The sequence below is a fragment of the Streptomyces sp. RLA012 genome (assembly GCF_056270325.1).
Map to the genome: position 1 here is coordinate 1818862 of NZ_JBWDPA010000002.1, position 24121 is coordinate 1842982.

At 70.7% G+C, this 24121-nt stretch carries 19 protein-coding genes; 12 read left to right on the forward strand and 7 right to left on the reverse strand.

Annotated elements, in window-relative coordinates; translation table 11 throughout:
• Positions 1–60 precede the first annotated feature (60 nt).
• Positions 61–720 (reverse strand): MmyB family transcriptional regulator, encoded by a 660-nt coding sequence (locus tag RV986_RS08640; protein ID WP_475916822.1) that lies wholly within the window; start codon positions 718–720, stop codon positions 61–63.
• A gap of 223 nt (positions 721–943) precedes the next feature.
• Here RV986_RS08640 and RV986_RS08645 point away from each other — a divergent pair, with 223 nt between their 5' ends.
• The 4 genes from RV986_RS08645 to RV986_RS08660 are packed head-to-tail and all read left to right on the forward strand — an operon-like array spanning position 944 to position 4845.
• Positions 944–1600: a helix-turn-helix domain-containing protein gene (locus RV986_RS08645; RefSeq protein ID WP_475916823.1), complete on the forward strand. Its 657-nt coding sequence runs from the start codon at positions 944–946 to the stop codon at positions 1598–1600.
• Positions 1601–1632: 32 nt separating this feature from the next.
• On the forward strand, positions 1633–2163 hold the full coding sequence (locus RV986_RS08650; protein ID WP_475924219.1) for a toxin-antitoxin system, toxin component: 531 nt from the start codon (positions 1633–1635) through the stop codon (positions 2161–2163).
• 14 nt (positions 2164–2177) lie between these two features.
• Positions 2178–3386 carry an MAB_1171c family putative transporter gene (locus tag RV986_RS08655; protein ID WP_475916824.1) on the forward strand — a complete coding sequence of 403 codons (1209 nt, stop codon included), beginning with the start codon at positions 2178–2180 and terminating at the stop codon, positions 3384–3386.
• Positions 3370–4845, forward strand: a complete 1476-nt coding sequence (locus tag RV986_RS08660) for an NAD(P)/FAD-dependent oxidoreductase (protein ID WP_475916825.1) — start codon at positions 3370–3372, stop codon at positions 4843–4845. The genes RV986_RS08655 and RV986_RS08660 overlap by 17 nt, the downstream gene beginning before the upstream one ends.
• 19 nt (positions 4846–4864) lie before the next feature.
• Here RV986_RS08660 and RV986_RS08665 read toward each other — a convergent pair whose 3' ends face one another.
• A complete protein-coding gene (locus RV986_RS08665; protein ID WP_475916826.1) occupies positions 4865–5908 on the reverse strand; it encodes an alpha/beta fold hydrolase in 1044 nt (347 codons plus the stop codon).
• 240 nt (positions 5909–6148) lie between these two features.
• Between RV986_RS08665 and RV986_RS08670 the strand changes: the two genes are divergently transcribed.
• Complete coding sequence (locus tag RV986_RS08670; RefSeq protein ID WP_475916827.1) at positions 6149–6394, forward strand: hypothetical protein; 246 nt, start codon at positions 6149–6151, stop codon at positions 6392–6394.
• Here RV986_RS08670 and RV986_RS08675 read toward each other — a convergent pair.
• Positions 6391–7131 (reverse strand): 4'-phosphopantetheinyl transferase family protein, encoded by a 741-nt coding sequence (locus RV986_RS08675; RefSeq protein ID WP_475916828.1) that lies wholly within the window; start codon positions 7129–7131, stop codon positions 6391–6393. The genes RV986_RS08670 and RV986_RS08675 overlap by 4 nt on opposite strands.
• Positions 7079–7987 (reverse strand): metallophosphoesterase family protein, encoded by a 909-nt coding sequence (locus RV986_RS08680; protein WP_475916829.1) that lies wholly within the window; start codon positions 7985–7987, stop codon positions 7079–7081. Before RV986_RS08680 ends, RV986_RS08675 begins: the two co-directional genes overlap by 53 nt.
• Positions 7988–8276: 289 nt before the next feature.
• Between RV986_RS08680 and RV986_RS08685 the strand changes: the two genes are divergently transcribed.
• Entirely contained in the window at positions 8277–9470 is a 1194-nt protein-coding gene (locus RV986_RS08685) for an ATP-grasp domain-containing protein (RefSeq protein WP_475916830.1), read from the forward strand.
• Positions 9471–9649: 179 nt separating this feature from the next.
• Positions 9650–11353: a carbohydrate binding domain-containing protein gene (locus RV986_RS08690; RefSeq protein ID WP_475916831.1), complete on the forward strand. Its 1704-nt coding sequence runs from the start codon at positions 9650–9652 to the stop codon at positions 11351–11353.
• Between the two features lie 75 nt (positions 11354–11428).
• Here RV986_RS08690 and RV986_RS08695 read toward each other — a convergent pair whose 3' ends face one another.
• Genes RV986_RS08695 through RV986_RS08705 form a run of 3 tightly spaced genes read right to left on the reverse strand, consistent with a single transcriptional unit; the run spans position 11429 to position 16618 of the window.
• A complete protein-coding gene (locus RV986_RS08695) occupies positions 11429–14473 on the reverse strand; it encodes an alpha-mannosidase (protein WP_475916832.1) in 3045 nt (1014 codons plus the stop codon).
• 43 nt (positions 14474–14516) lie between these two features.
• Positions 14517–15854, reverse strand: coding sequence for a 6-phospho-beta-glucosidase (locus RV986_RS08700; RefSeq protein ID WP_475916833.1), 1338 nt, complete (start codon positions 15852–15854; stop codon positions 14517–14519).
• On the reverse strand, positions 15851–16618 hold the full coding sequence (locus tag RV986_RS08705) for a DeoR/GlpR family DNA-binding transcription regulator (RefSeq protein ID WP_475916834.1): 768 nt from the start codon (positions 16616–16618) through the stop codon (positions 15851–15853). The genes RV986_RS08700 and RV986_RS08705 overlap by 4 nt, the downstream gene beginning before the upstream one ends.
• A gap of 125 nt (positions 16619–16743) precedes the next feature.
• On the opposite strand from RV986_RS08705, the gene RV986_RS08710 reads away from it, so the two are divergent.
• The 5 genes from RV986_RS08710 to RV986_RS08730 all read left to right on the forward strand — a co-directional run bounded on the left by RV986_RS08710 (position 16744) and on the right by RV986_RS08730 (position 24050).
• Positions 16744–17781, forward strand: coding sequence for a carbohydrate kinase family protein (locus RV986_RS08710; RefSeq protein ID WP_475916835.1), 1038 nt, complete (start codon positions 16744–16746; stop codon positions 17779–17781).
• Between the two features lie 201 nt (positions 17782–17982).
• Positions 17983–19269, forward strand: a complete 1287-nt coding sequence (locus tag RV986_RS08715; protein WP_475916836.1) for an ABC transporter substrate-binding protein — start codon at positions 17983–17985, stop codon at positions 19267–19269.
• Position 19270: 1 nt separating this feature from the next.
• Positions 19271–20233, forward strand: a complete 963-nt coding sequence (locus tag RV986_RS08720; protein WP_475916837.1) for a carbohydrate ABC transporter permease — start codon at positions 19271–19273, stop codon at positions 20231–20233.
• Between the two features lie 11 nt (positions 20234–20244).
• Positions 20245–21132, forward strand: coding sequence for a carbohydrate ABC transporter permease (locus RV986_RS08725; RefSeq protein ID WP_475916838.1), 888 nt, complete (start codon positions 20245–20247; stop codon positions 21130–21132).
• On the forward strand, positions 21132–24050 hold the full coding sequence (locus RV986_RS08730; RefSeq protein WP_475916839.1) for a glycoside hydrolase family 2 TIM barrel-domain containing protein: 2919 nt from the start codon (positions 21132–21134) through the stop codon (positions 24048–24050). Before RV986_RS08725 ends, RV986_RS08730 begins: the two co-directional genes overlap by 1 nt.
• The last annotated feature ends 71 nt before the right edge of the window (positions 24051–24121 follow it).

Genomic DNA, 24121 nt, shown 5'->3' on the forward strand with positions numbered 1-24121 from the left:
TGGGGCGTGAAGGCACCCGGAGGTCGGAGGAGGTCCCTGACGAGGGGTTCGTGGCGTGTTTCAGACGACCCTGAGGTGGCCGGCTCCGTGACGTGCCGTCCGGGAGGTCCGGCGCGGGGCGGCCGAAGCGCGGCGGCTCTCACGCAGGACCAGGGTCATCCGCGTATAGCCCATGTCCTGAAGGGTCTTGGGGGTCTCGTCGATGATCCGGCACTCCGTGCGGCCCCAGCGGGGGTCGGGGTGCAGCAGCGGCCGTACGGCACCGTCGGGCTCCACGGCGTCCGGACCGACCGCGCGTATCCAGTGCGGCAGGCCCTGCCGGTAGGCGGCCTCCATGATGGGGTCCTGGGCGATGTCCCGGCGGATGGACTGCAGCCCGAGATCCTGGCCGTGGCGCTCCACCGCGGCCGCGAAGTGGGCCAGCATCGGCAGGCACCAGCTCGACTCGTGGTCACCGAGGACCGTGGCCGCGTCCGGGTGAAACAGCACGAACCGGAGGAAGTTGTCGCCCGGCATGGCCGTGGGATGAGGGCCGACGCCGTCGAAAAGTGTCTCGAACGCGGCGTTGGACAGCACCACGTCCCAGCACTGGTCGAAAACGACGGAAGGGAACGGAACGGCCTCTAGGAGAGCGGCGTAGTCCTGCAGATACGCCTGAGCCTCAAGACTCTCGGGGACAGGTCGCGGCTGGGACCGCTGCCTTCCTGCCTGGTACGCCATCGGGAGGTCACCCCTCTTGCCTCTGCGGCCTTCACGCGGCGCCCCGATCCTGCTGCCCGGAACTCAGCCGTGTCAACTATCGTGGCATTTGGCGCTTGTTGACGGCTGATTCTCGCCACAGTTGTGGCGACTGCTGGATGTGAGTTCGAGCGAGCGGCTAGTCTCCCCGTTGGTCCCTGACCATTGTGAGAGAGACCTGTAGAGAGACGTAGGAGATCTGTCGGTGACGGATGGCTTCGAAGTTCCGGGCGCCACGGCGACGGTTCTGCTGCCGGCCGTCGTGGCCCGGGTCACCGCACTCGCCGACCGGCTCGATGTGCAGCACGCGGAGGTCTTCGACGTCCAGCGCCTGTCGGCCGAGTCCGGCGTTCCCGAACCCGTGGTGCGCGCCCTGCTGAGCGGCCGCCCCGCCGGGGAACCCGATCTGCAGGCCCGCTTCCTGCAGCGGCTGGACCTGCTGCGCCGCACCCGGCTCAAGCCCAACGGCCGCAGATACACCCAGCAGGAGATCGCCGACGGCGCGGGCATGTCGCGTCAACAGGCCGGCGCCCTCATCAATGGCGACCGGCGCCCCACGATGGAGCACTGCGACGCCATTCAGCGCTTCTTCAGGGTGCACGCGGGGTTCCTCACGGCCGAGGACTCCGAGGCGCTCGTGGGCGCCCTGCAGCGCTCGGAGCAGGAGCTGCTGCAACAGCTCGCCGACCGCGAGCGCGAGGCGGCCGCGGCCGCCGACGACCCGCTGGAGCGGCTGCTGCAGGACCACGGCGTCCGCGGAATCGCCTGGCGGGCCGCGCAGTTGCCCACCGACCAGCACCGCGACAAGGTCGCCGAGTGGCTGGACATGCTCTTGGAGAGCGTCAAGCGGCCCGAGTCGTGATCCGGGGGAGATCTGTGGGCATCGGAAAGGAAATGCGCCGCCTGTGCGGCGAGTTGGTCGCGGAGCTGTCGCTCCCGGCACCGGCGGAACCCGCCGCTCTGTACACCGCCCTGTGCGAGGCCATGAGCAGACGCCGCGGCCGTCCCGTCCAGTTCCGTACGGCCGCGTTCCCGCCCGGTACCGCCAGCGGGCTGTGGCTCGACATGGCCGACCAGGACCTCGTCGTCATCGAGGAACGCACCGCTCCCGACCACCAGTTGGTGATCCTCGGCCACGAGCTGTGGCACATGAAGGCGGGGCACTGCAGTCACCACGTCGAGGGTGCCGCCGTCGCGGCCCGTCTACTGAGCGACACCGCGGATCTGCAGGCGACCGTCCTCAAGGTCGCCGCCCGCACCCGTTTCGATCTCTCGGACGAGAAGGAGGCCGAGAGCTTCGGTCTGCTGCTCGCCAGCAGGTGCCGTACGTGGCTGGCCGGTTCCTCGCTGCGCGGGCCGGTGAGCCGGGACGGTCTGGCCGGCCGTATCGAGGCGTCCCTGGGCTATCGCGGGTCGCAGGGCTGAGGCACCGCACAGAGATGGACGGATCCAGCTACTACGTCCCGGCCGCCGCCATGGGCGTGGCCCTCGCCGTCAAGGCGCCCACGCTGATCCGCGGCTGGCGCGACCCGCTGCTGCGGTCCGTGGGCGTGCTGCTGGCGCTGGCCGGCCTGGTGTTCCTCTTCGCGGCCCCGCCGACCATCGCCGAGGTCAATCACCTCACCGGGGTCCCCAACATCTCCGCGCCCCTGGTGTACTGCCTGCTGAGCGCGTTCAGCGCCTCCTGTCTGGTGCTGATCATCAACTGGCGGGGCGGACCGCCCGAGGTGACCCGCCGGCTCTCCCGCCGGTGGATCACCGGGTACGGCGTGGTCAGCCTGGCCCTGGTCGTGCTGTTCCTGCTCGGGGACTGCCCCGAGCAGCGGCTGCGGGACCTCGACACCTACTACGCCAACACGCCGTTCATCCGCGAGATGATCGTGCTCTACCTCGTCTCGCTGACCGTGGCGGGCGTCGCGATGAACGTCATGTGCTGGCGCTGGGCGCTGCAGGTGAGCGGCTGGCTGCGGACCGGGCTGCTGATCATCGCGTTCGGCTCGCTGTTCAACATCCCTTACGCGGCCGCCAAGTTCACCGCCGTGGTCGCCCGCTGGAACGGCGCGAACCTGGACGGTCTGAGCACCGATCTGGCTCCCCTGCTGGCGTCCGCCGGGGCGCAGCTCACCGCGATCGGTTTCTGTGTCCCGCTGGCCTGCCAGCGCGTCGGCGACAGCTGGTGCACCTGGTCGACGTACCGGCGGCTCGGGCCGCTGTGGCACGAGCTGAGGCCGGTCTCGGCGCACGCGGACCACGCGGTGCGGATCTCCTGGTGGTCCCCCGCCGAGCTCCAGGTCACCCAGCGGGAGTCCGACATCCACGACGGCATGCTCGGCCTGTACCCCTACTTCGACTCCGAGGTGCGCTCCCTCGCCTACGACGCGGCCTTGGCCGCGGGCTCCGGGCCCGCCCAGGCGCAGGCCGAGGCCGACGCGGCGATGGTGACGGCGGCGGTACGGGCCAGGGCGGCCGACCCGGAGGGCCGGGTCATCAGCGCGGCGGAGGCGGACCCGGCCCCCGCCACCTCCGCCGAGGGGCCGCGCGACCTCGTCCGGATGTCGATGGCCCTGCGTCAGTCACCCGTCGTCGAGGCCGTCCGAGGACGGGCCGCAACCAGGTCAGAGAGCGACTTCCATGAACGATCCCGCTAGCGCCCCCCGTGGCACGGCAGCAGCCGACCGTGGCCCGGAGACCGGAGGGCGCGCACCGGCCTCCCGCCGGGCCGTCGTCATCGGCGCGGGGCTGGCCGGCCTGCTGGCCGCCGCCGCGCTGCACGCGTACGCCGACGTCACCGTCGTCGAGCGTGACGTCCTGCCCGCAGGGCCCGAACCCCGCAAGGGCCTTCCCCAGGCCCGCCACGCCCATCTGCTGTGGTCCGGCGGCGCCCGCGCGATGGAGGACCTGCTGCCCGGGGTGACGGAGGCCTGGCTCGCCGCGGGCGCCCGCCGCATCCCGCTGCCGACCGGTCTGGTCTCCCTGTCGGCGCAGGGCTGGCTGCGGCGCTGGCCCGAGATGGAGTTCATGATCTCGTGCAGCCGTGACCTGCTCGACTCGGTGCTGCGCGACCGGATCGCCAAGACGGACCGGGTGACCGTCCTGGACGGCACGGAGCTGCTCGGCCTGGAGGGCGACGCCTCCCGGGTCACGGGCGTGCGGGTACGGACGCGTGAGGGGGACGAGCGGGTCCTGCGGGCCGATCTGGTGGTGGACGCCTCGGGGCGCGGCTCGCGCTCCTCCGCCTGGCTCGACACGCTGGGCGTCCCGCAGGCGCCGATGGACGAGGTCGACTCCGGGCTCGCCTATGCCAGCCGGATATTCCGGGCACCGGCGGGCACCGAGGACTACCCCGTGGTCAATGTGCAGCCCGACCCGGCGCAGCCCGTGCCGGGCCGGTCCGCGACCGTCGTGCCCGTCGAGGGCGGGCGCTGGCTGGTCACCCTGTCGGGCACGCGCGACGGCCAGCCGACCGCCTCCGCCGAGGAGTTCGAGCCGTTCGCGCGCGGTGTACGGCACCCCGTGGTGGGCGAACTGATCGCGCACGCGGAGCCGTTGACGGATGTCGTGCTCACCCGCAGCACGATCAATCGGCGGCGCTTCTTCGAGAAGGTCAGGGACTGGCCGGAGGGATTCGTCGCGCTCGGCGACTCCGTGGCCACCTACAACCCGGTCTACGGGCACGGCATGTCGGTGGCCGCGCAGGGCGCGCTGGCGCTGCGCGGGCAGGTGGCCGAGCACGGGATCGCGGCGGCGGGCCTCGCGCGGCGGGTGCAGCGTGCGGTGGCGCTGCCGGTGACGATCGCCTGGGAACTGGCCACGGGCACGGACATCCGCTACCCGGGTGCGATCGGCAAGCAGCCCGGCGGCACACAGAGGATGCTGGGCCGCTATGTGGAGCGGCTGACGCGGACCGCCGCGGGACGGCCGCTGGTCGCCCAGGCGTTCCTGGCCGTGATCACCCTGTCCGCACCACTGACCGCGCTCGTCAGGCCCGAGGTCGTCTTCGCGGTGCTGCGCGGTCCGCGCCGTCCCGCGCTGACCGAGCCACCGCTCACCGCCGAGGAGCGCGCGGCGGTGCTCGGCGCGCCGTCGGGCACACCGACCGCGGGCTGACCCCCTCCGGAGGCGGGCGTCACGTCGCGCTGCGTTCGCTCGCCTCCCGCAGGTCCCGTTCCACCGCCCGGTTGTGGGCCGTGTCGGGCTGCCCGGCCGTCGTGCCGGGGCGGCCCGCGCGCAGCAGCTCCCGCCAGTGCTCGCGGCTCCAGTCGGCGGGGCTGGTGGTGCTCGTGAACTCCTCCACGAGGGCGAGGAAGCGCGCCGGGTCGCTGTGGAAGGGAAAGTGGCCCGCGCCCTCGAAGATCTCCAGCCGGCTGCCGGGCATCGCCTGGTGCGCCCCGTAGGCGTGCCGCACCGGCACCACGCTGTCCCGGTCGCCCCAGAGCAGCATCGTGGGCATGCCCTCGGTCAGATAGCAGCGGTCGAGCATGGTCACGGCCTGGCCGCGCCAGTCGACGACGGCGCGCAGGGTGCGGATGAACACGCTGCGGGAGGTCGCGTCGGGCAGGGCGTCCACAAGGTTCAGCAACTCCGGCGCGTCCTGGCCCAGATCGGTGTCCAGGAGTCTCATCAGACGCAGGAACGCGCCCACTTGGAGCCGCATTCCGGGCAATCGGAGCGTGGAGAGCACCAGGTGGGCGCCGGGCAGCGAGACGGCCCGCAGCACGGGGTTGACCTCGCCGCCGACGCCGCCCGCGCTGACCAGGATCAGCCGTTCGGTGCGTTCGGGGAACTGGTAGGCGAACTGCATCGCGACACCGCCGCCGAGCGAGTGCCCGACCAGGGTGGCGGACTCGATGCCGAGGGTGGTGAGCAGATCGCGCACCCCGTTGGCGTACGCGGCCACCGAGTAGTCGGCGCGTGGCTTGTCGGAGGAGCCGTGGCCGAGCAGATCGGGCGCGATCACGGTGTGGGTGCGGGCCAGGTCGGGGATCAGCTCCGCCCAGGTCGCCGAGGAGTCGCCGATGCCGTGGATCAGGACGAGCACGGGGCCCTCGCCCGCCATGCGGTAGGCGCGGCGGTAGCCGTGCACCACGCGGTGGTGCAGGCGCAGCTCTCCGTCGCCCACCGAGCGCAGCCGGAGGCTTCGCCGCGGACGCCGGGGCGGTACGTCGACCACGGGCTCACCTCCTGCTCCCAGACTGCCGTGAAGGCGGCTTCCCTGCCACCGAGAACATGCCTCCCGGCCCTTCCCACCAGCCTAGGGCCCCTGTTCCACGGGGGATTTCCGTGAGGTTTCGCCTCCGCTAAGCGGGCGAACCTCCGCCCATCGAAACGGGATTGTCAGTGCCGGACGGCAAGCTGGGGACGTACCGCCATGTACCGCCACGACACCAGCCGACCCGGGGAGAGCCGTCCGATGCCGACCGCCGTACTGACCGATCACGAGCGCGCCGCCGTGCAGGCCTATCTGCGTCTCCTGCAGACCGTACGAGCGGCCTTCGACGGGCCGCCGGAGGGGCGTCGACCACCCGTGGTGCCGCCCTCGGCGCTCGCCGAGGCGGAGCGGGCGCTGAAAGCGGCCGGCCTCGCGGGCAACGAGGAGGCGTTCTTCCGGCTGCTGCACCGCTGGTGCCCGGAGCCGGGAAGCCGCCGCCCGGCCTAGGGCCGGTCGGTCCCTGTGTGGGGCACGGTCACCGCGGTCGCCACCAGGCCCCGCCGGACGGTCCAGCGTCCGTCGAAGGACTCGATCCGCCGACCGCCCAGCAGCGGTCCCGGCACGAGGAGTTCGGCGCGGAAGACGCCGGACCGGACGGGGCTGTGGGCCTCGGTGCCCCGCGCCGTCGGGTCGGCAGTGGCGGGGCCGCTGTCCGCGAGGATCTCGATGTCCGCCTCAAGGAAGTCGAGCCACTTTCCGGTGAGGGGGAACCACGCCTTGTAGACGGACTCCTTGGCGCTGAACAGCAGCCGGTCCCAGTGCACGGACGGGTTCCGCAGCGCCAGCTCGCGCAGGCGCTCGTGTTCCGTGGGCAGGCCCACGGCGTCGATGACCTCCTCCGGGAGCTCCTCGTGGGGTTCGGCGTCGATGCCCAGGGAGGCGAGGTCGGTGGCGCGCGCCAGGGAGGCGGCGCAGTAGCCCTCGCAGTGCGTCATGCTGCCGATCAGCCCGGCGGGCCAGACGGGCGCCCCGCGGTGCCCGGGGAGCACGGCCTGCGCGGGCACGCCGAGCTTCTCCATGGCCCGGCGGGCGCAGGCACGCACGGCGGCGAACTCACGGCGCCGTTTCTCCACGGACCGCGCCATGCGCCGCGCCTCCTCGGGGTACAGCGTCCCGCCCTCGGCCGCGTCGTCACCGTGTGCTTCCACGGTCACGACCGAATCCGGGAGCAGTTCCTCGATCACCGGTTCCGACCTCCATCGGCAGTATGCGGCGCAGCGTGTCCGGCGGCCCCGGACGGGGGCGCCACTCGCGGGGGTATCCCACCGAGACCTCTTCGAAGCGGACGCCTTCGTGGTGGGTGGTCCGCGGGATGTGCAGATGACCGTAGACCATGACCTCGACGCGGAAGCGGCGGTGCCAGTCGGCGGTCAGCCGGGTGCCGCACCACATCGCGAACTCGGGGTAGCGCAGCACGTCGGTCGGGTGGCGGTCCAGCGGGTAGTGGTTGACCAGGACGGTGGGCAGGTCCTCGGGCAGTTCGGAGAGCCTGCGCTCGGTCTCCGCGACGCGGGCCCGGCACCAGGCCTCGCGGCTCGGGTAGGGGTCGGGGTGCAGGACGTGCTCGTCGGTGCAGATCACCCCGGTGTTCTCGGCGTACGCCATGCCCTCGTCCTTGGTCGAGCAGCCCGGCGGCAGGAACGAGTAGTCGTAGAGCAGGAAGAGCGGTGCGACGACCGCGGGGCCGCCCTGCCCGTCCCAGACCGGGTAGGGGTCCTCGGGGGTCGTGACGCCCAACTCCCGGCACAGGGCGACGAGATGTTCGTAGCGGGCGACGCCGCGCAGTGTGACGGTGTCCTGGGGGTGGGTCCACAGCTCGTGGTTGCCGGGCGCCCAGACGACCTTGCGGAAGCGTCCGCTGAGCGTTTCCAGGGCCCAGTGGATGTCGGCCACGGTCTCCGAGACGTCACCGGCCACCAGGAGCCAGTCGTCGTCGGTGTGCGGGCGCATCTTCTCGACCAGGGCGCGGTTCTCCGCGTACCCGATGTGCAGATCGCTGATGGCCAGCAGGTTTCCGTGTCCGCCGGCCGTCGACCGCACTTTCGCCACCTCCGAGTAAAAGACTGGAAACACAAGAACACATTCGTCCCCGCGGAACAAGAACAGCCCGCGCGCCGGGTCCGCGCTCCGGCGTGTTGGAGCCAATGTCGGGGGTCTCGGGAAATCCGTAACACGCCTGTAGCGTCACACCGGGCTCGCGCCCCTTATGATCGCCCCAACACAACCGCCACGAACCTTCGTCGGCGTATGGCGGTTTGCTGTTCCTCCCTCTCCCTTGGCCGGGCACGGCCTGCTCCGCCGTGCCCGGAAACCCTGAAAGGCGGCCTGCATGGGTTCTCGCGTACGCGTCTGGCTCAACCGCACGTACGCGGAGAACGTGTTCTTCATGGACCAGCTGCGAAGTAATCCGCAGCTCCGCCCGGTCGAGATCCATGCCACGCACGGCGATCCCGACTCTCCCGTGCTGGCCGCCGCGGACACCGCCGCCATGGAGCCGGAGGGCCTCTCCCCCGCCGCCTACGTCGAGTACGCCCTCGACCAGTGCGCCCGCCACTCGATCGACGTGTTCGTGCCGGTCCTCTACCAGGCCGCGATCGTCGCGCACCGGGCCGAGTTCGCCGCGCTCGGTACGGCCCTGCTGGCGCCGCCGTCCGAGGCCGTGGCCGTCTTCCAGGACAAGGCCACCGCGTACCAGGCGGTGCAGGCGGTGGGCGTGCCGGTGCCGCCGTGGTGGCGGGTGCGCACCGAGGAGGAACTCCTCGTGGCGGTCGAGGCACTTGAGGCCCAGGGCCACAAGGCCTGCTTCAAGCCCGCCGCCGGCGCGGGCGGGGTGGGCTTCCGCGTGATCACGCGCGCCCCCTTCTCGCTCGTGCACCTCAACGGATTCCCGAGCCCGTACATGCCGCTCGATCTGATCGTGCAGGCGCTGCGGACGGCGGGCAAGCCCGTCGACTGGCTGGTGATGCCGCTCCTGGAGCAGCCGGAGGTGTCCGTGGACTGCCTCACCGGCCCCGACGGCCGGGTCCGCATGGCGGTGGGCCGCACCAAGAACGGCCGTCGGCGCGGCTTCACACTGCACCCCTCCTGGATCGAGCCCGCGCGGCTGCTCGCGGAGGCGTTCGGACTGCACTATCTGACGAACATTCAGTTCCGCATGCTCGGTGACGACCCGGTCCTCATGGACGTCAACACCCGTCCCGCGGGCGGTCTGCACCAGCTCTCGCAGTGCGGCATCAACGCTCCTTGGGCCGCGGTGCAGTTGGCGCTCGGCGAGGAGACGGGCGAGTTGGTGCCGCCGCTGCTCGGGCAGGACTACACCGTGATCGCGGGCCCCCGTCCGGTGCGCCCGGTGTCGCTGCCGCAGCAGCGTACGGACACGCCCGCGCCCGTACTGCCGGTGGTGGCCGCCCCGGCCCCCATCGCGGAGGCCGTCCACACGCCGACGCCGATGGCATCGCCGGTGACGGAGACCGCCCCCACCGGCGCGCCCACCGCCGCCGACGCCGCCATCGCTCCCGCCTGAGCCCACACGGCACCCCCTACGCACCCCTTCCACACTCCTTCCACCCCCGTCCACACCACCGGTCTGGACCAATTCCGCGCAATGCCTTGACAGCGAGATTGGTCCATACCAACTTGGTTGCGCACCCCTCTGCACTCCCGAAGCACTCCCGAACACCCCCATTTCTTCAGGGAGATCGCGTGCGCATCACCGACCTCAGAACAGACCTCAGGCGTTCCGGACATCGCCTCTTCGCCCTGCTCGGCACCGCCGCCCTGGCCCTGGCCGGGGCGGTCGCCCTCCCCACCACGGCCCAGGCGGCCAACATCCTGACCAACCCCGGCTTCGAGTCGGGCGCCCTCTCCCCCTGGACGTGCACCGGCAGCCTCGGCTCGGTGGTCTCCAGCCCCGTGCACGGCGGATCCAAAGCCCTTGCCGGGGCCGTGAGTTCCAGCGACACCGCCCAGTGCAGCCAGACCGTGTCGGTCCAGCCGAACACGACGTACAGCCTCTCGGGCTGGGTGCGCGGCAGTTACGTCTACCTCGGCGTGGACGGCGGTGCCTCGACCTGGACGACGTCCCCCTCGGCGTACAGCCAGCTCTCCGTGTCCTTCACGACAAGTGCCTCGCAGACCAGCGCCAAGATCTACGTCCACGGCTGGTACGCACAGGGCACCTACTACGCCGACGACATCAGCCTGGACGGTCCGGGCGGTGGCGGGGGCGGCTCCGACACCCAGGCGCCGACCGCGCCGACGAGCCTGACCTCCACCGGCAAGACCTCCTCCAGCGTGTCCCTGTCGTGGGGTGCGTCGAGCGACAACGTGGGCGTCACCTCGTACGACGTCTACAGCGGCTCGAACCAGGTGCTGACCGTCTCGGGGACGAGCGCGACGGTCGGCGGGCTGTCGGCGAGCACCGCCTACACGTTCAGCGTGAAGGCGCGGGACGCGGCCGGGAACACCTCCGCGGCCTCGAACTCCGTGAGCGTCACCACGAACGCGGGCAGCGGCGGCGACACCGGCTTCAAACAGGCCGCGCCCTATCTGTTCGAAGGGTGGGGCGACCCGCCGAACCCGACCACGGTGATGAACGCGACCGGCATCAAGTGGTTCACGATGGCGTTCGTGCTGGACTCCGGCGGCTGCAACCCCGCCTGGGACGGCAGCCGTGCGCTGACCGGCGGCGTCGACCAGACGGCCATCAACCAGATCCGCTCCGCGGGCGGTGACATCGTCCCGTCGTTCGGCGGCTGGCAGGGCAGCAAGCTCGGCGCCAACTGCTCCTCGGCGAGCGCGCTGGCCGGGGCCCTGCAGAAGGTCATCGACGCCTATGGCCTGAAGGCGATCGACATGGACATCGAGAACACGGACGAGTTCGAGAACGAGGCCGTCCAGGCCAGGATCCTGACCGCGCTCAAGACCGTGAAGGCCAACAACCCGGGCCTGCGCACGATCGTCACCTTCGGTACCTCGACGACCGGCCCGACCTACTACGGCAACCGGCTCATCGAGCAGGCGCAGTCGCTCAACGCGGGCATCGACGTCTTCACGATCATGCCGTTCGACTTCGGCGGCGGCTCCGACATGTACGGCAACACGGTGGCTGCCACGGAAGGGCTGAAGGCCAAGCTGAAGTCGACCTTCGGCTGGGACGACGCCACCGCGTACTCCCACATCGGCATCTCCGGCATGAACGGTCTGTCCGACCAGCAGGAGAACACCACCCCGGCCATCTGGACTTCGATCCGTGACTGGGCGAACTCCCACCACATCGCCCGGCTCGCCTACTGGGCGGTCAACCGCGACCGGCCCTGCCCCGGCGGCGGTGTGGTGAGCAACTGCTCCGGCATCAGCCAGAACACCTGGCAGTTCACGTCCATCACCGCCGGTTTCACGGGCTGAGAACCGAGCGACGAGCAACAGCGAGGGGTGCCCGGCCCGCAGCGGCGGACCGGGCACCCCTTCCTGCGCAGGCGGCTACGACCGGCGCGCCAGCCGCAGCGTCTGCACCTCGAACGGCCGCAGCGACACCGCCACCGCGTTCCCGTCCGTGTCCACCTCGCCCAGCGGGCGTTCGAGGAGGTCGGTCACCTGGGCCCCGGCGAGCGGGAAGCCGGTGCGCAGGGTGCCGGCGCCGCGACCGCCGCGGGACTCGTAGAGGCGTACGACGACATCGCCCGAGGCGTCGTCGGCGAGCTTGACCGCCTCGATGGTCACGCCCTCCCCGTCGACGGAGACGACGGGCTCGGCCGGACCGGCCGAATCCGCCACCCGCAGCGGCAGGTTGAGCGCGTAGCCCTCCGCGATCGCGTCCTCGATGCTCGCCCCCGGCAGCAGCGCGTACGTGAAGCGGTGCTTGCCCTGGTCGGCCTCGGGGTCCGGCACCCGCGGGGCGCGCACCAGGGACAGGCGTACGGTCGTGGTCGTACCGCCGTCCTCGCGGACCGTGCGGGAGACGTCGTGGCCGTACGTCGAGTCGTTGATGACCGCGACGCCGTAGCCGGGCTCGGCGATGTGCACCCAGCGGTGGCCGTAGACCTCGAAGCGGGCCGACTCCCAGCTGGTGTTGGTGTGGGTGGGCCGCTGGACATGGCCGAACTGGATCTCCGCGGAGGAGTGCGGGGCCCGGATGTCCACCGGGAAGGCCGCCTTGAGGATCTTCTCCGCCTCGTGCCAGTCGATCTCGGTCTCGACGTCGATCCGGCGGCTGCCGGCCCGCACGGTGATCGTCTGCACGATCCGGGAGCCCTTGCCGAAGGCGCGCTCCACCTTCAGCGCGCCGAGCAGCGGGCCCTCCTCGACGACCGTGACGGCCTCGGCGTCGAGCAGGTCGGTGTAGCGGTTCTTGTAGTGCTTGTCGATGTCCCAGGCGTCCCAGTAGTTCGGGAGGTCGCTGTGCAGACGGAGCAGGTTGCCCTTGTCCGCGAGGACCTCGCGGTCGGCCGTCAGGTCCCGTACGGAGGCCAGCGTGCCGTCCTCGGCCAGCTCGACGCGTACCAGGCCGTTGTCGAGGACGCGGCCGCTGACGGTCACCGGCCGCGGGGGTTCGCCCGCGCCGAGCAACGCGCTGCCGTTCGCGGGGACTTCGGCGTACATCGGGATGCCGACGGAGGTGCGGACCACCTCGGCGCGGTCGACCGGGCTGGTGTTGAACACCCGGGTCTCCCCCGTGCCCAGCGCGGCCACGGCCTCCGCCGTGATCGCCTCGACCTCCTTCGCCACCCGCGCGTACTCGGCCTCGGCCTCCCGGTGCACCCAGGCGATGGACGAGCCGGGCAGGATGTCGTGGAACTGGTGGAGCAGGACCGTCTTCCAGAGCCGGTCGAGCTTCTCGTACGGGTAGGAGTAGCCCGGCGCGTTCAGGGCGGCGGTGGTCGCCCACAACTCGGCCTCGCGCATGCGGTGTTCGCTGCGCCGGTTGCCCTGCTTGGTGCGGGCCTGCGAGGTGTAGGTGGCGCGGTGCAGCTCCAGGTAGAGCTCGCCCGACCAGACCTGGTCCCCCGGGATCTCCTCGCGGGCGGTGGCGAAGAAGGCGTCCGGGTGCTCGATGCGGACCTTCGCCGAGCCCTCCAGGCTCGCGAGCCGGCGGGCGCGCTCCATCATCTCGCGGGTGGGGCCGCCACCGCCGTCGCCGTGGCCGAAGGGCGCCAGGGAGGTCGTACCGCGGCCCTTGTCCTGGTAGTTGCGGACGGCGTGCGCCATCTCCTTGCCGGAGAACTCGACGTTGTAGGTGTCGACGGGCGGGAAGTGCGTGAAGATGCGGGTGCCGTCGAGGCCCTCCCACCAGAAGCTGTGGTGGGGCAGCTTGTTGGTCTGGTTCCAGGAGAGCTTCTGGGTCAGGAACCAGTCGTTGCCGGCCAGCTTGGCGAGCTGCGGGTAGGCCGCGTTGTAGCCGAAGGAGTCCGGCAGCCAGACGCCCTTGGTCTCGATGCCGAAGTGCTCGATGAAGAACCGCTTGCCGTGGATGAGCTGGCGGGCCAGCGCCTCGCCGCCGGGCAGGTTGCCGTCGGCCTCCACCCACATACCGCCGACCGGCGCCCAGTTCCCGTCGGCGACGGCCTTCTTGATGCGCTCCCACACGTGCGGATAGTTGTCGCGCACCCACTCGTACTGCTGGGCCTGCGAGCAGGCGAAGACCAGCTCCTCGTACTCCTCGGCGAGCGCGGTGACGTTCGAGAAGGTGCGGGAGGTCTTGCGCTTGGTCTCGCGGATCGGCCACAGCCAGGCGGAGTCGATGTGCGCGTGCCCGGCGGCGGAGAGGGTGTGAGCGCTGGCGTGGGCGGGCTTGGCCAGGGTGGGGGCCAGCACCGCGCGGGCGGCGGCGGCCGTCCCGGAGAGGTCGTCCAGGTCGAGGGCGTCCATCGCCTGGTCCAGCGCGATCATGATCTCGTGCCGGCGCGGGTCGAGCTCGCCCAGCTCCAGCATCAGCTCGCGCAGCACCTGGATGTCGAGGTCGAGGTGCCAGACGTTCTCGTCGAGGACGGCGATGTCGGCGCGCTTGAAGGTGTAGAGCGGCTTGTCACCGGCGGTGAGGCGGTCGCCGAGCGGGGTCGGGCCCGCGAAGTCATTGGCGAGGATGTCGGGGTTGGAGGCCGCCTCGACCAGATAGTGGATCTCCTCGCCGCCCGTGGCCGGGTGGGCGATCGGCACGTACTGGTTCTGCGGGTTGACCGCCTTCAGCGGGACCCCGTCCGGGAGGTGGACCAGCGCCTCGGCCTGGTTGCCCGGCCAGTCGCCCACGAACCCGAGGTCGAAGACGGCCTCGACCCGCTTGCCCGTCCAGTCCGCGGGAACCGACCCGCTCATCCGGAACCAGGTGGTGCCCCACGGCGGACCCCAGGGGGTGTCCATCGCGAAGGGCTTGTACGGCGCCGCGGCGGCCTCCTCGAAGGGGACCGGCTCACCGGGAGCCTGCCAGGCCTCGACTGCGAAGGGCACCGAGGCGGCGTAGATCGCGGGCTTGATGCGCTGGTCGTGGACGCGTGCGACGCGCTCCTCGATGCGGCGGCGTTCGTCGTGCATGAAGGGTCTCCAGGAGCCAAGAAGCCAAGAAGGGGGTAAGCGCTTACTTAAGGTACGCCAGACCGGGGTGGACCGCGGTGTACCCCTCGACCAGACGACGGGCCACGTTCACGGAGTCGACGAGCGGGTGCAGGGCGAAGGCCTTCACGGCGGTCGTGCGCGAGCCGGACTCGGCGGCGGACAGGACCTCGCGCTCCACCGCCTTGACCGCGCAGACCAGCCCACTGGCGTGGTCGGGCAGCGGGTCGACGGCGACCGGGTGGGCGCCGTTGACGTCGACGAGGCAGGGCACCTCGATGACGGCGTCGGCGTCCAGCACGCCCAGCGTGCCGCGGTTGCGGACGTTGAGGATGAGCGTGGTGCGCTCGTCGCGGGCGATGGCCCGCATCAGGGCGAGCGCCACCTTCTCGTAGCCGCCGGAGAGGTCGTCGGCGTCACGCTCGCCGGCGCCCGCCGCGTCCCGGTTCTCCGCCATGTAGGTGGCCTCGCGCTCGGCGCGCGTACGGTCCCAGGCGGTCAGCGCGGCGGTGTCCGGGCGCTTCATCTCGGCGTAGAACCGCTCCTGCTGGTCGCGCAGGAACGCGCCGCGGGTCTTCTCCGCGTGCTGGTAGGCCCGGACGGCCTCCCGGTTGAAGTAGTAGTAGTGCAGGTATTCGTTCGGGACGGCGCCCAGGGACTGCAGCCAGTCGACGCCGAAGAGCTTGCCCTCCTCGAAGGAGTCGAGCAGTTCCGGGTCGGCGAGCAGCCGCGGCAGTTCGTCGCGGCCCTCGACGCGCAGTCCGCGCACCCAGCCGAGGTGGTTGAGACCGACGTAGTCGATCCAGGCCTCGCGGGGGTTGGCGCCCAGCACGGTGGCGATGCGGCGGCCGAGGCCGACCGGCGAGTCGCAGATGCCGATCACCCGGTCGCCGAGGTGGCGGGACATGGCCTCGGTGACCAGACCGGCCGGGTTGGTGAAGTTGATGACCCAGGCGTCGGGGGCGAGCCGGGCCACCCGCCGGGCGATGTCGACGGCCACGGGGACCGTGCGCAGACCGTACGCGATGCCGCCGGCGCCGACGGTCTCCTGGCCGAGGACGCCTTCCGCGAGCGCCACCCGCTCGTCCTCGGCCCGTCCCTCCAGGCCGCCGACGCGGATCGCGGAGAAGATGAAGTCGGCGCCGATCAGGGCCTCGTCGAGGTCGGTGGTGAAGGAGACCGCGGGGGCGTCCGGATCTCCCGCCGCCTGCTCGGCCAGTACCCGGGCGACGGCCGCCAGCCGCCCCGCGTCCACGTCGTGCAGCACGACATGGGTGACGCGGCCCTCGGCGCGGTCCCCGAGGAGTGCCCCGTACACGAGCGGCACCCGGAACCCGCCGCCACCCAGAATCGTCAGCTTCACGCCGTTTCCGCCTTTCCTGTCACAACCACTTGCACACCCGCTTCTTCCAACGAGGACCGCGTCGCCGGGTCCAGCGGGCCGTTCGTCACCACCACGTCCAGTTCCTCGGGGCCGCAGACCCGCGCCATCCCCGTACCCGGGAACTTCGCGCGGTCGGCGAGCAGGACGACCTTGTCCCCCGACTCGATCATGGCGCGCTTGACCGGTACCTCGACGACGGTGGTGTCCATCACCTGCCCGCCGGGCCGCACCCCGCTGGTGCCGAGGAACAGCCAGTCGGCATGCAGCTGTCGCAGGTTGTCCTCGGTGAGGAAGCCGACCAGGGAGCGGTACTCGCGGCGGACCATCCCGCCGAGCAGCACCAGCTCTATGTCCTCGTCGTCCACCAGCTCCTCGTAGACCACCAGGTTGCTGGTGATCACGGTGATCCGGCGGCCGTGCAGCTGCCGGGCGAGCCGGTAGGCGGTGGTGCCGATGTCCAGCAGGACGGACTGGCCGTCCTGGACCATCGAGGCGGCGCGCGCCGCGATGGCGTCCTTCTCGGCCACACGGACCTCGGCGACCTCGGCGAAGGGCTGGTCGCCCTCCTCCACGACCGCCCCGCCGTGCACCCGCGTGAGCAGGCCTTCCTCCTCCAGTTTCAGCAGGTCACGGCGGACCGTGGCGGGGCTCACACCCAACTGTTCGGAGAGATCGGTCACGGCCGCGGGCCCGCCGGAGCGCAGGGCCCGCAGGATGAGTTGATGTCGTCGCTCTGCCAGCACAACTGAACAGTACTCGTCATTCCCCATCATTTCCATGCTCAGCTCTGCTCAACTCTTGCCAAATTCTTCTGATGCGCGCACGATCCTGTGCACCGCTTGCAGAGTTTTGACGAGAGGATGCGCTCGTGGGTGACGAACGGCCCGATGTGATGCTGACCGGGCTGCTCTTCTACGACCTTGTCCTCACCGGACTGGGGAAGCCGCCGACAGCCGGCGAGGAGATCTGGACCGAGGGCATGGGGGCGAGCCCTGGCGGCATCGCCAACCTGGCGGTCGCGGCCTCGCGCTTCGGCCTGCGCACCTCCCTGGCCACGGTCTTCGGCGACGACTACTACGGCGCGTACTGCCGTGAGGTCCTCGCCGAACAGGAGGGCATCGACCTCGCGCTCTCCCGCACCGCGGACGGCTGGCACACCCCCGTCACCGTCTCGCTCGCGCACGGCGACGACCGGGCCCTGGTCACCCACGGCCGGCAGCCGCCGTACTCGCAGGACGAGCTGATGGGCGACCCGCCCCAGGCGCGCACGGCCCTCGTGCACATCGAGGCCGAGCCGCGCGGCTGGCTCGCCAAGGCGGCCGCGAACGGTACGCAGATCTACGCGGACGTCGGCTGGGACCCGACCCAGCAGTGGTCCCGGGACCTCCTCGACCAGCTCTCCCTGTGCCACGCCTTCCTCCCGAACGAGACGGAGGCGATGGCGTACACGCGTACCGAGAGCGCTGCCGCGGCCCTGGGCACACTGACCGAGCTGGTGCCGGTCGCCGTGATCACCCGGGGCGGCGACGGCGCGGTCGCGGTGGACCAGACGACGGGCGAGTACGCGGAGGTCCCCGCCCTCGACGTCGAGGTCCTGGACGCGACGGGCGCCGGAGACGTCTTCGGCGCGAGCTTCGTCGCCGCCTCGCTCGGCGGCTGGCCGCTGGAGGAACGGCTGCGCTTCGCGGTGCTGGCCGCGGGCCTGTCGGTGCGCAGGCACGGCGGCGCGCTGGCCGCGCCCGGCTGGTACGGCATCGACCGCTGGTGGCGCTCCCTGCGGGACCCTGGGCTGCGGCGTGCGTACGGCTTCCTGGCCGACCGCGTCCCGGCGGACCCGGGCCCGCCCGTCCACCACGCGCCGGTGACCCCGCCCGACACCACGCGTCGGCCGGGCACACCCCGATGACCCCCCGATGAGCCCTACCCGCACCACCCCGCACCCCCGTACGACCCCCACGCATGACGCGTAAAACCCCCACGTGACCCGTGGGACCCCATGCATCGCATCTCTTGCCCCCCCACGCACAACCCGTTTCACGACCCCCACGACCCCTTGTTTGACCCCTTGTACGCGAAGACCGAAAAGATCCGAAAGGCGGTGGGAGCTGTGCGGCTCTCACGAAGGGGCCTGCTGCGCGCCGGCCTGGCCGGTACGGCCGCCACGGCGCTGGGCGGCCTGGCGACCGGCTGCGGCGTTCCGACCGGCTCGACCGGGCGGAACATGGTCCTGTGGTACTGGAGCGGCGGGCTGAGCCCGAAGGTCGTCCAGGACGCCAGGACCCGCTACGACAGCGCGGTGAACCTGCAGGCCATCCAGATCGGCGGCTACTACCGCTCGAAGCTGCTGACCACGATGACCGGACGGGCCCACATCCCGGACATCGCCGGGCTCAAGGGCGAGGACATGGCCTCGTACCTGCCCAACTCCGACCAGTTCGTGGACCTGCGCACACTCGGCGCCGACAAACTGAAGGACCAGTACCTGCCCTGGAAGTGGGAACAGGGCATCGCCGAGGACGGCTCGATGATCGGCTTCCCGATCGACTGCGGTCCGGTCGCGCACTACTACCAGCCGGCCGTCTTCCAGAAGGCCGGACTGCCGTACGAGCCGGCCGACGTCTCCAAGGAGCTGGCCACCTGGGACCAGTTCATGGCGGCCGGTGAGCAGCTCAAGAAGCGCGTCCCCGGCGCGTTCATCCTCACCGACGCCCTCAGCATCTACGGGATCTCGGTCAACCAGTCGACCAAGCGGTTCGTCGACAAGGACCGGCACTTCATCGGCGACCAGGAGCATGTGCGCACCGCCTGGGACCGTGCCGTCGAGGCCACCCGCCGCGGCCTGGTCTCGAAGATCATCAACGGTACGGCCGACAACACCTCGGCCACCGAGCGGGGTCTGCTGCCCAGCCAGCTGAACGCGTCCTGGGCGGCCGGCGACATCAAACTCAACGTACCGAAGACCAAGGGCAAGTGGCGGGTGGCCGCCTGTCCGGGCGGTCCCTCGAACATCGGCGGCTCGTTCCTCGCGATCACCAAGGCGTGCCGGGAGCCGGAGAAGGCCTTCGAGATGATCACCTGGATGCTCGACGCGAACAACCAGGCCCAGGGCTTCGTCGACTCGGTGCTCTTCCCGTCGACCCCGGCGTCGTACGCGATGAAGAAGCTGCGCGAGCCCGACGCCTTCTTCGGCGACCAGATCACCATGGACGTCTTCGGCCCGGCGGCGCAGAACATCCCGGTCGCCTTCAACAGCCCGTACGACGTCGCGCTCAAGACCCCGATCGACGACGAACTGAAGAACTTCTCGGTGCTCGGCAAGGACCCGGAGAAGGCCTGGAGGGACGCCATGAGCAAGTGCCGGCGCATCGCGGACCACCTGGGGGTGAGCTACTGACATGGCTACCGCACCCGTGGTCGACACGCCTCACGCGGCCCTCGCCGAGACCCCCGTGACCCACCCCAAGAAGGGTATACGCAGCTACTGGCGGCTGTACGCCGCGATCTCCCCCTTCTATCTGCTGTTCCTGGCCTTCGGTCTGATACCCGTCGGCTTCTCGCTCTATCTGTCGTTCCACCGCTGGGACGGCCTCGGCTCGATGGAGTACGCGGGACTGTCCCAGTACCGCTATCTGGTGTCGGACACCCAGTTCTGGACCTCGATCGGCAACACGATCATCATCTGGGCGCTGGCCACCTTCCCGATGATCTTCCTGGCGATGGTCACGGCCGTGATGCTCAACTCGGCCGTCCGTTTCAAGAACCTCTACCGCTTCGCCTACTTCCTGCCGAACGTCACCTCCATCGTCGCGGTCGCGATCATCTTCGGCTCGGTCTTCTCCACCAACTTCGGCCTGGTCAACGCGTTCCTGCAGGCGATCGGCCTGGACCAGGTGGCCTGGCTGAACACGCCGTGGGGCATCAAGGTCGCCATCGCCACCCTGATGACCTGGCAGTGGACCGGCTACAACGCCATCATCTTCCTCGCGGGGCTCCAGACGATTCCCGGCGAGCTGTACGAGGCGGCGCGCATGGACGGCGCGGGGCCCGTCCAGACCTTCTTCCGGATCACCCTGCCGCTGATGCGTCCGGTGTTGCTGTTCGTGCTCATCATCTCGACGGTCACCGGCCTGCAGACCTTCTCCGAACCACAGGTGCTGCTGCAGACCACGGACAACAACTCGTCGTTCGCGGGCGGTCCCGGCCACTCGGGCCAGACGATGGTCCTCTACTTCTTCCAGCAGACCTTCGACAACAACGACTTCGGCTACGGCGCCGCCGTGGCCTGGGGCATCTTCCTCGTCGTCATCATCTTCTCGATCATCAACTGGCGGCTGGTGCAGCGCCGGGGCGAAGACTAGGAGGCCCCACCATGGCAATTCTCAAGGATTCGACGGCCTCCACGAAGCGGGCGGCGGGCCGCACCTCGTCCATCAAGGGGACACAGCGCCGGGGCATCGCCCTCCATCTCTCCCTGATCATCGGTCTGCTGCTCTCGGTCTTCCCGTTCTACTGGGCCGTGATCATGTCGACGCACTCGTCGACCGAGATCTTCTCCTACCCGCCGAAGCTGCTGCCCGGTACGCACTTCCTGGAGAACGCCCGCCACCTCTTCGACAACGTCGACTTCTTCGGGTCGATGTTCAACTCGCTGCTGGTCGCGTGCTCGGTGACCGTCCTCGTCCTGTTCTTCGACTCGCTGGCCGCGTTCGTGTTCGCCAAGTTCGAGTTCCCGGGCCGCCGGGTGCTGTTCGCGCTGATGATGGTGATCTTCATGGTCCCGGCGCAGCTCCAGGCGATCCCGCAGTTCGTGATCATGGCGAAGCTGGGCTGGATCGGCTCGATGACCGCGCTGATCGTCCCGGCGGCGGCCAACGCGTTCGGCATCTTCTGGATGCGCCAGTACATGAAGAGCGCGATCCACGACGAGCTGATCGACGCCTCGAAGCTGGACGGGGCGGGCTTCCTGCGCCAGTACTGGCACGTGGCGCTCCCGGTGGTCCGGCCGGGCCTCGCCTTCCTCGGCATCTTCACCTTCATGGGCCAGTGGAACGACTACGCCTGGCCCCTGATCGCCCTCACCAACCCGGACAACGTGACCCTGCAGGTCGCGCTCTCCCAGCTGAACGGTGTCCACGGCACCACCGACTACGGAATGGTCATGACCGGCGCGCTTCTCGCCCTCGTCCCGCTGCTGATCGTCTTCGCGATCGGCGCCAAGCAGATCATCGCCGACCTCGGCAAGGGAGCCATCCGCTGATGACGGACCCGCTGCTCGCGCTCCGCCCCTGGGAAGCACCTGAGGTGACTTCCTGGGGGCGGTTGCCCATGAACGCCGTCGACCGCCGGACCGGTGCCCTCTCGCTGGACGGCTCATGGCGCTTCCAGCTGCTGCCCACGCCCACCTCGGCCCCCGGTCTCGCCTGGTCCTCGCTCCAGGTGCCCGGCTCCTGGACCACCCAGGACACCGACGACCTGCCGCAGTACACCAACTTCCGGATGCCCTGGGGCGAGTACCCGCCCGCCTCGCCGGACGCCAATCCGACGGGTGTGTACGAGCGTGAGGTGGACATCCCGGCCGAGTGGGCCGGCCGCCGGATCGTGCTCCAGGTCGGTGCCGCCGAGAGCGTGCTGCTGGTCCATGTGGACGGGCGGCCGGTGGGCATCTCCAAGGACTCGCACCTCGCGGCCGAGTTCGACCTCTCCGACGTGGTACGGCCCGGTGAGCGTGCCTCGCTGCGGCTCACCGTCGTCAAGTGGTCGGACGCCTCGCACATCGAGGACCAGGACCAGTGGTGGCACGCGGGGATCACCCGCTCGGTGCTGCTGTACGCGACCGATCCCCTGCGGCTGGCCGACGTGACCGTGCGAACACGCCGCGACGGCGGGCTGCGGGTCGACTGCCAGGTGCGGGACGCCGGGGGCGCGCTGCCGGAGGGCTGGTACGTCACCGGAGAGCTGGACGGCCACCTGCTCACCCAGGACGCCGCGTTCGAGCGGTTCAAGGAGGAGGACGAGCGGGTCTCCGACTTCCTCGGGGAGGCCCGCCTCACCACGGTCGTCGAGGGTGTCCGCACCTGGACCGCCGAGACGCCCGAGCTGTACGCCCTGGCCGTACGGCTGCACCGCGCCGACGGCTCGGTCGCCGACACCTCGCACCACCGCGTGGGCTTCCGCGAGGTCGAGATCAGCGGCCGGGATCTGCTGGTCAACGGCGAGCGGGTCTACATCCGGGGCGTCAACCGGCACGACTTCCACCCGCTGACGGGCCGGACGGTGTCGTACGACGACATGCGCGCCGATCTGGTGACGCTGAAGCGCTTCGGCTTCAACGCGATCCGGGCCGCCCACTACCCCAACGACCCCTCCCTGCTCGACCTCGCGGACGAGCTCGGCTTCTACGTCGTGGACGAGGCGAACATCGAGACGCACGACCACGCGCACGAGATCGCCGACGACCCGCGCTACCTCGGCGCCTTCGTGGACCGCGTCTCGCGCATGGTCCTGCGCGACAAGAACCACCCCTCGGTGATCATCTGGTCGCTGGGCAACGAGTCCGACTACGGCGCCAACCACGATGCCGCCGCGGGCTGGCTACGCCGTCACGACCCGACCCGGCCGCTCCAGTACGAGGGCGCGGCCAAGCTCGGCTGGGCCGACCCGAAGGTCGCCTCCGACATCGCGTGTCCCATGTACGCGCCGCTGGAGGACTGTGTCGCGCACGCCCTCTCCGGGAAGCAGACCAAGCCGCTGATCCAGTGCGAGTACTCGCACGCCATGGGCAACAGCAACGGCACACTGGCCGACCACTGGGCCGCCATCGAGTCAACCCCAGGGCTTCAGGGCGGTTTCATCTGGGAGTTCTGGGACCACGGCATTCTTCAACGCGTGAACGACGGAAGACCGGCCGGGCGCGGTGGCGCCGGGCTGTATGACAACGGTGTCGCCGCACCGGGCCACCGCTGGGCCTACGGCGGCGACTTCGGCGAGACCATCCACGACGGCGCCTTCATCGCCGACGGGGTCGTCTTCCCCGACCGCACGCCCAAGCCGGTGATGTACGAGCACCGGGAGATCGCGGCGCCGGTGCGGCTCGCGTACATCGGGGGCGGGCTGCGCATCACCAATCACCAGCACTTCCGCGGCCTTGAGTGGCTGACCGCCGAGTGGGAGCTGTCGCTCGCGGACGGCGGCACGCTGACGGCCGCGGCCGAGCTGCCCGACGTACGGGCGGGTGAGTCGGTGGCCGTACCGATGCCGTTCACCCTCCCGGAGGACGGCGGCGAGGCCTGGCTGACACTGCGGGTGACCACGGCGGAGGAGGAGGCGTGGGCGCCGCGCGGCACGGAGGTGTGTGTGCCGCAGGTGCGGCTGCGCGCCGCCGCTCCCGCCCGGCACGACGCGCTGCCGGACTCCCCCGTCGAGGTCGACGAGGACGGGCTGCTCGTCCATCCGCTGCTCACCGCCGCCCCCGTGCTGTCGCTGTGGCGGACGCCGACCGACAACGACGAGATCGGCGGCATGGCGGTGCGCTGGCGGGCGTGGGGGCTCGACGCGCTGGAGCGCAAGGTCGTGGACGTACGCCGGGAGAGCGGGAGCGTCACCGTGGTCGCCGAGTACGCGACCCTGGCGGGCGCCGTGCGTCACGAGCAGGTGTTCACCCGTGTCGAGGGTGGCGTGCGGGTCGAGGAGACGGCGCAGCTGCCGGCCGCGCTCGACGACGTACCGCGGGTGGGATCCGTCTTCGAGACGGTCGCCGGGCTCGATGTCCTGGAGTGGTACGGGCAGGGCCCCTGGGAGTCCTACCCGGACCGCAGCGGGGGCGCCCCGGTGGGCCACCACTGCCTTCCCGTGGACGAGTTGTTCACTCCCTATCTGCGTCCGCAGGAGAGCGGCGGGCGGCACGGTGTACGCCGGTTCACCCTCTCGGCGCCGGACGCCACGGGCCTCGCGGTCGCTCTCGACGAACCGCGCCAGGTGACCGTGACCCGGTACCGGGCGGCGGATCTGGCGGCCGCCACCCACCACGACCAGCTGGTGCCGCGGCCCGGCTGTGTGGTGCACCTCGACGCCGCGCACCGGGGGGTCGGCACGGCCTCGTGCGGGCCCGACACCTCGCCCGGCTATCTCGTCCCGGCCGGCACCCATCGCTGGTCCTGGACGCTGCGCGTGCTCTGACCCGCGCGCGGCGCCGCTTTCTCCACCTGCTCGACCTGTTCGTCCGGTTCGACCCGACTCGACGCTCGACC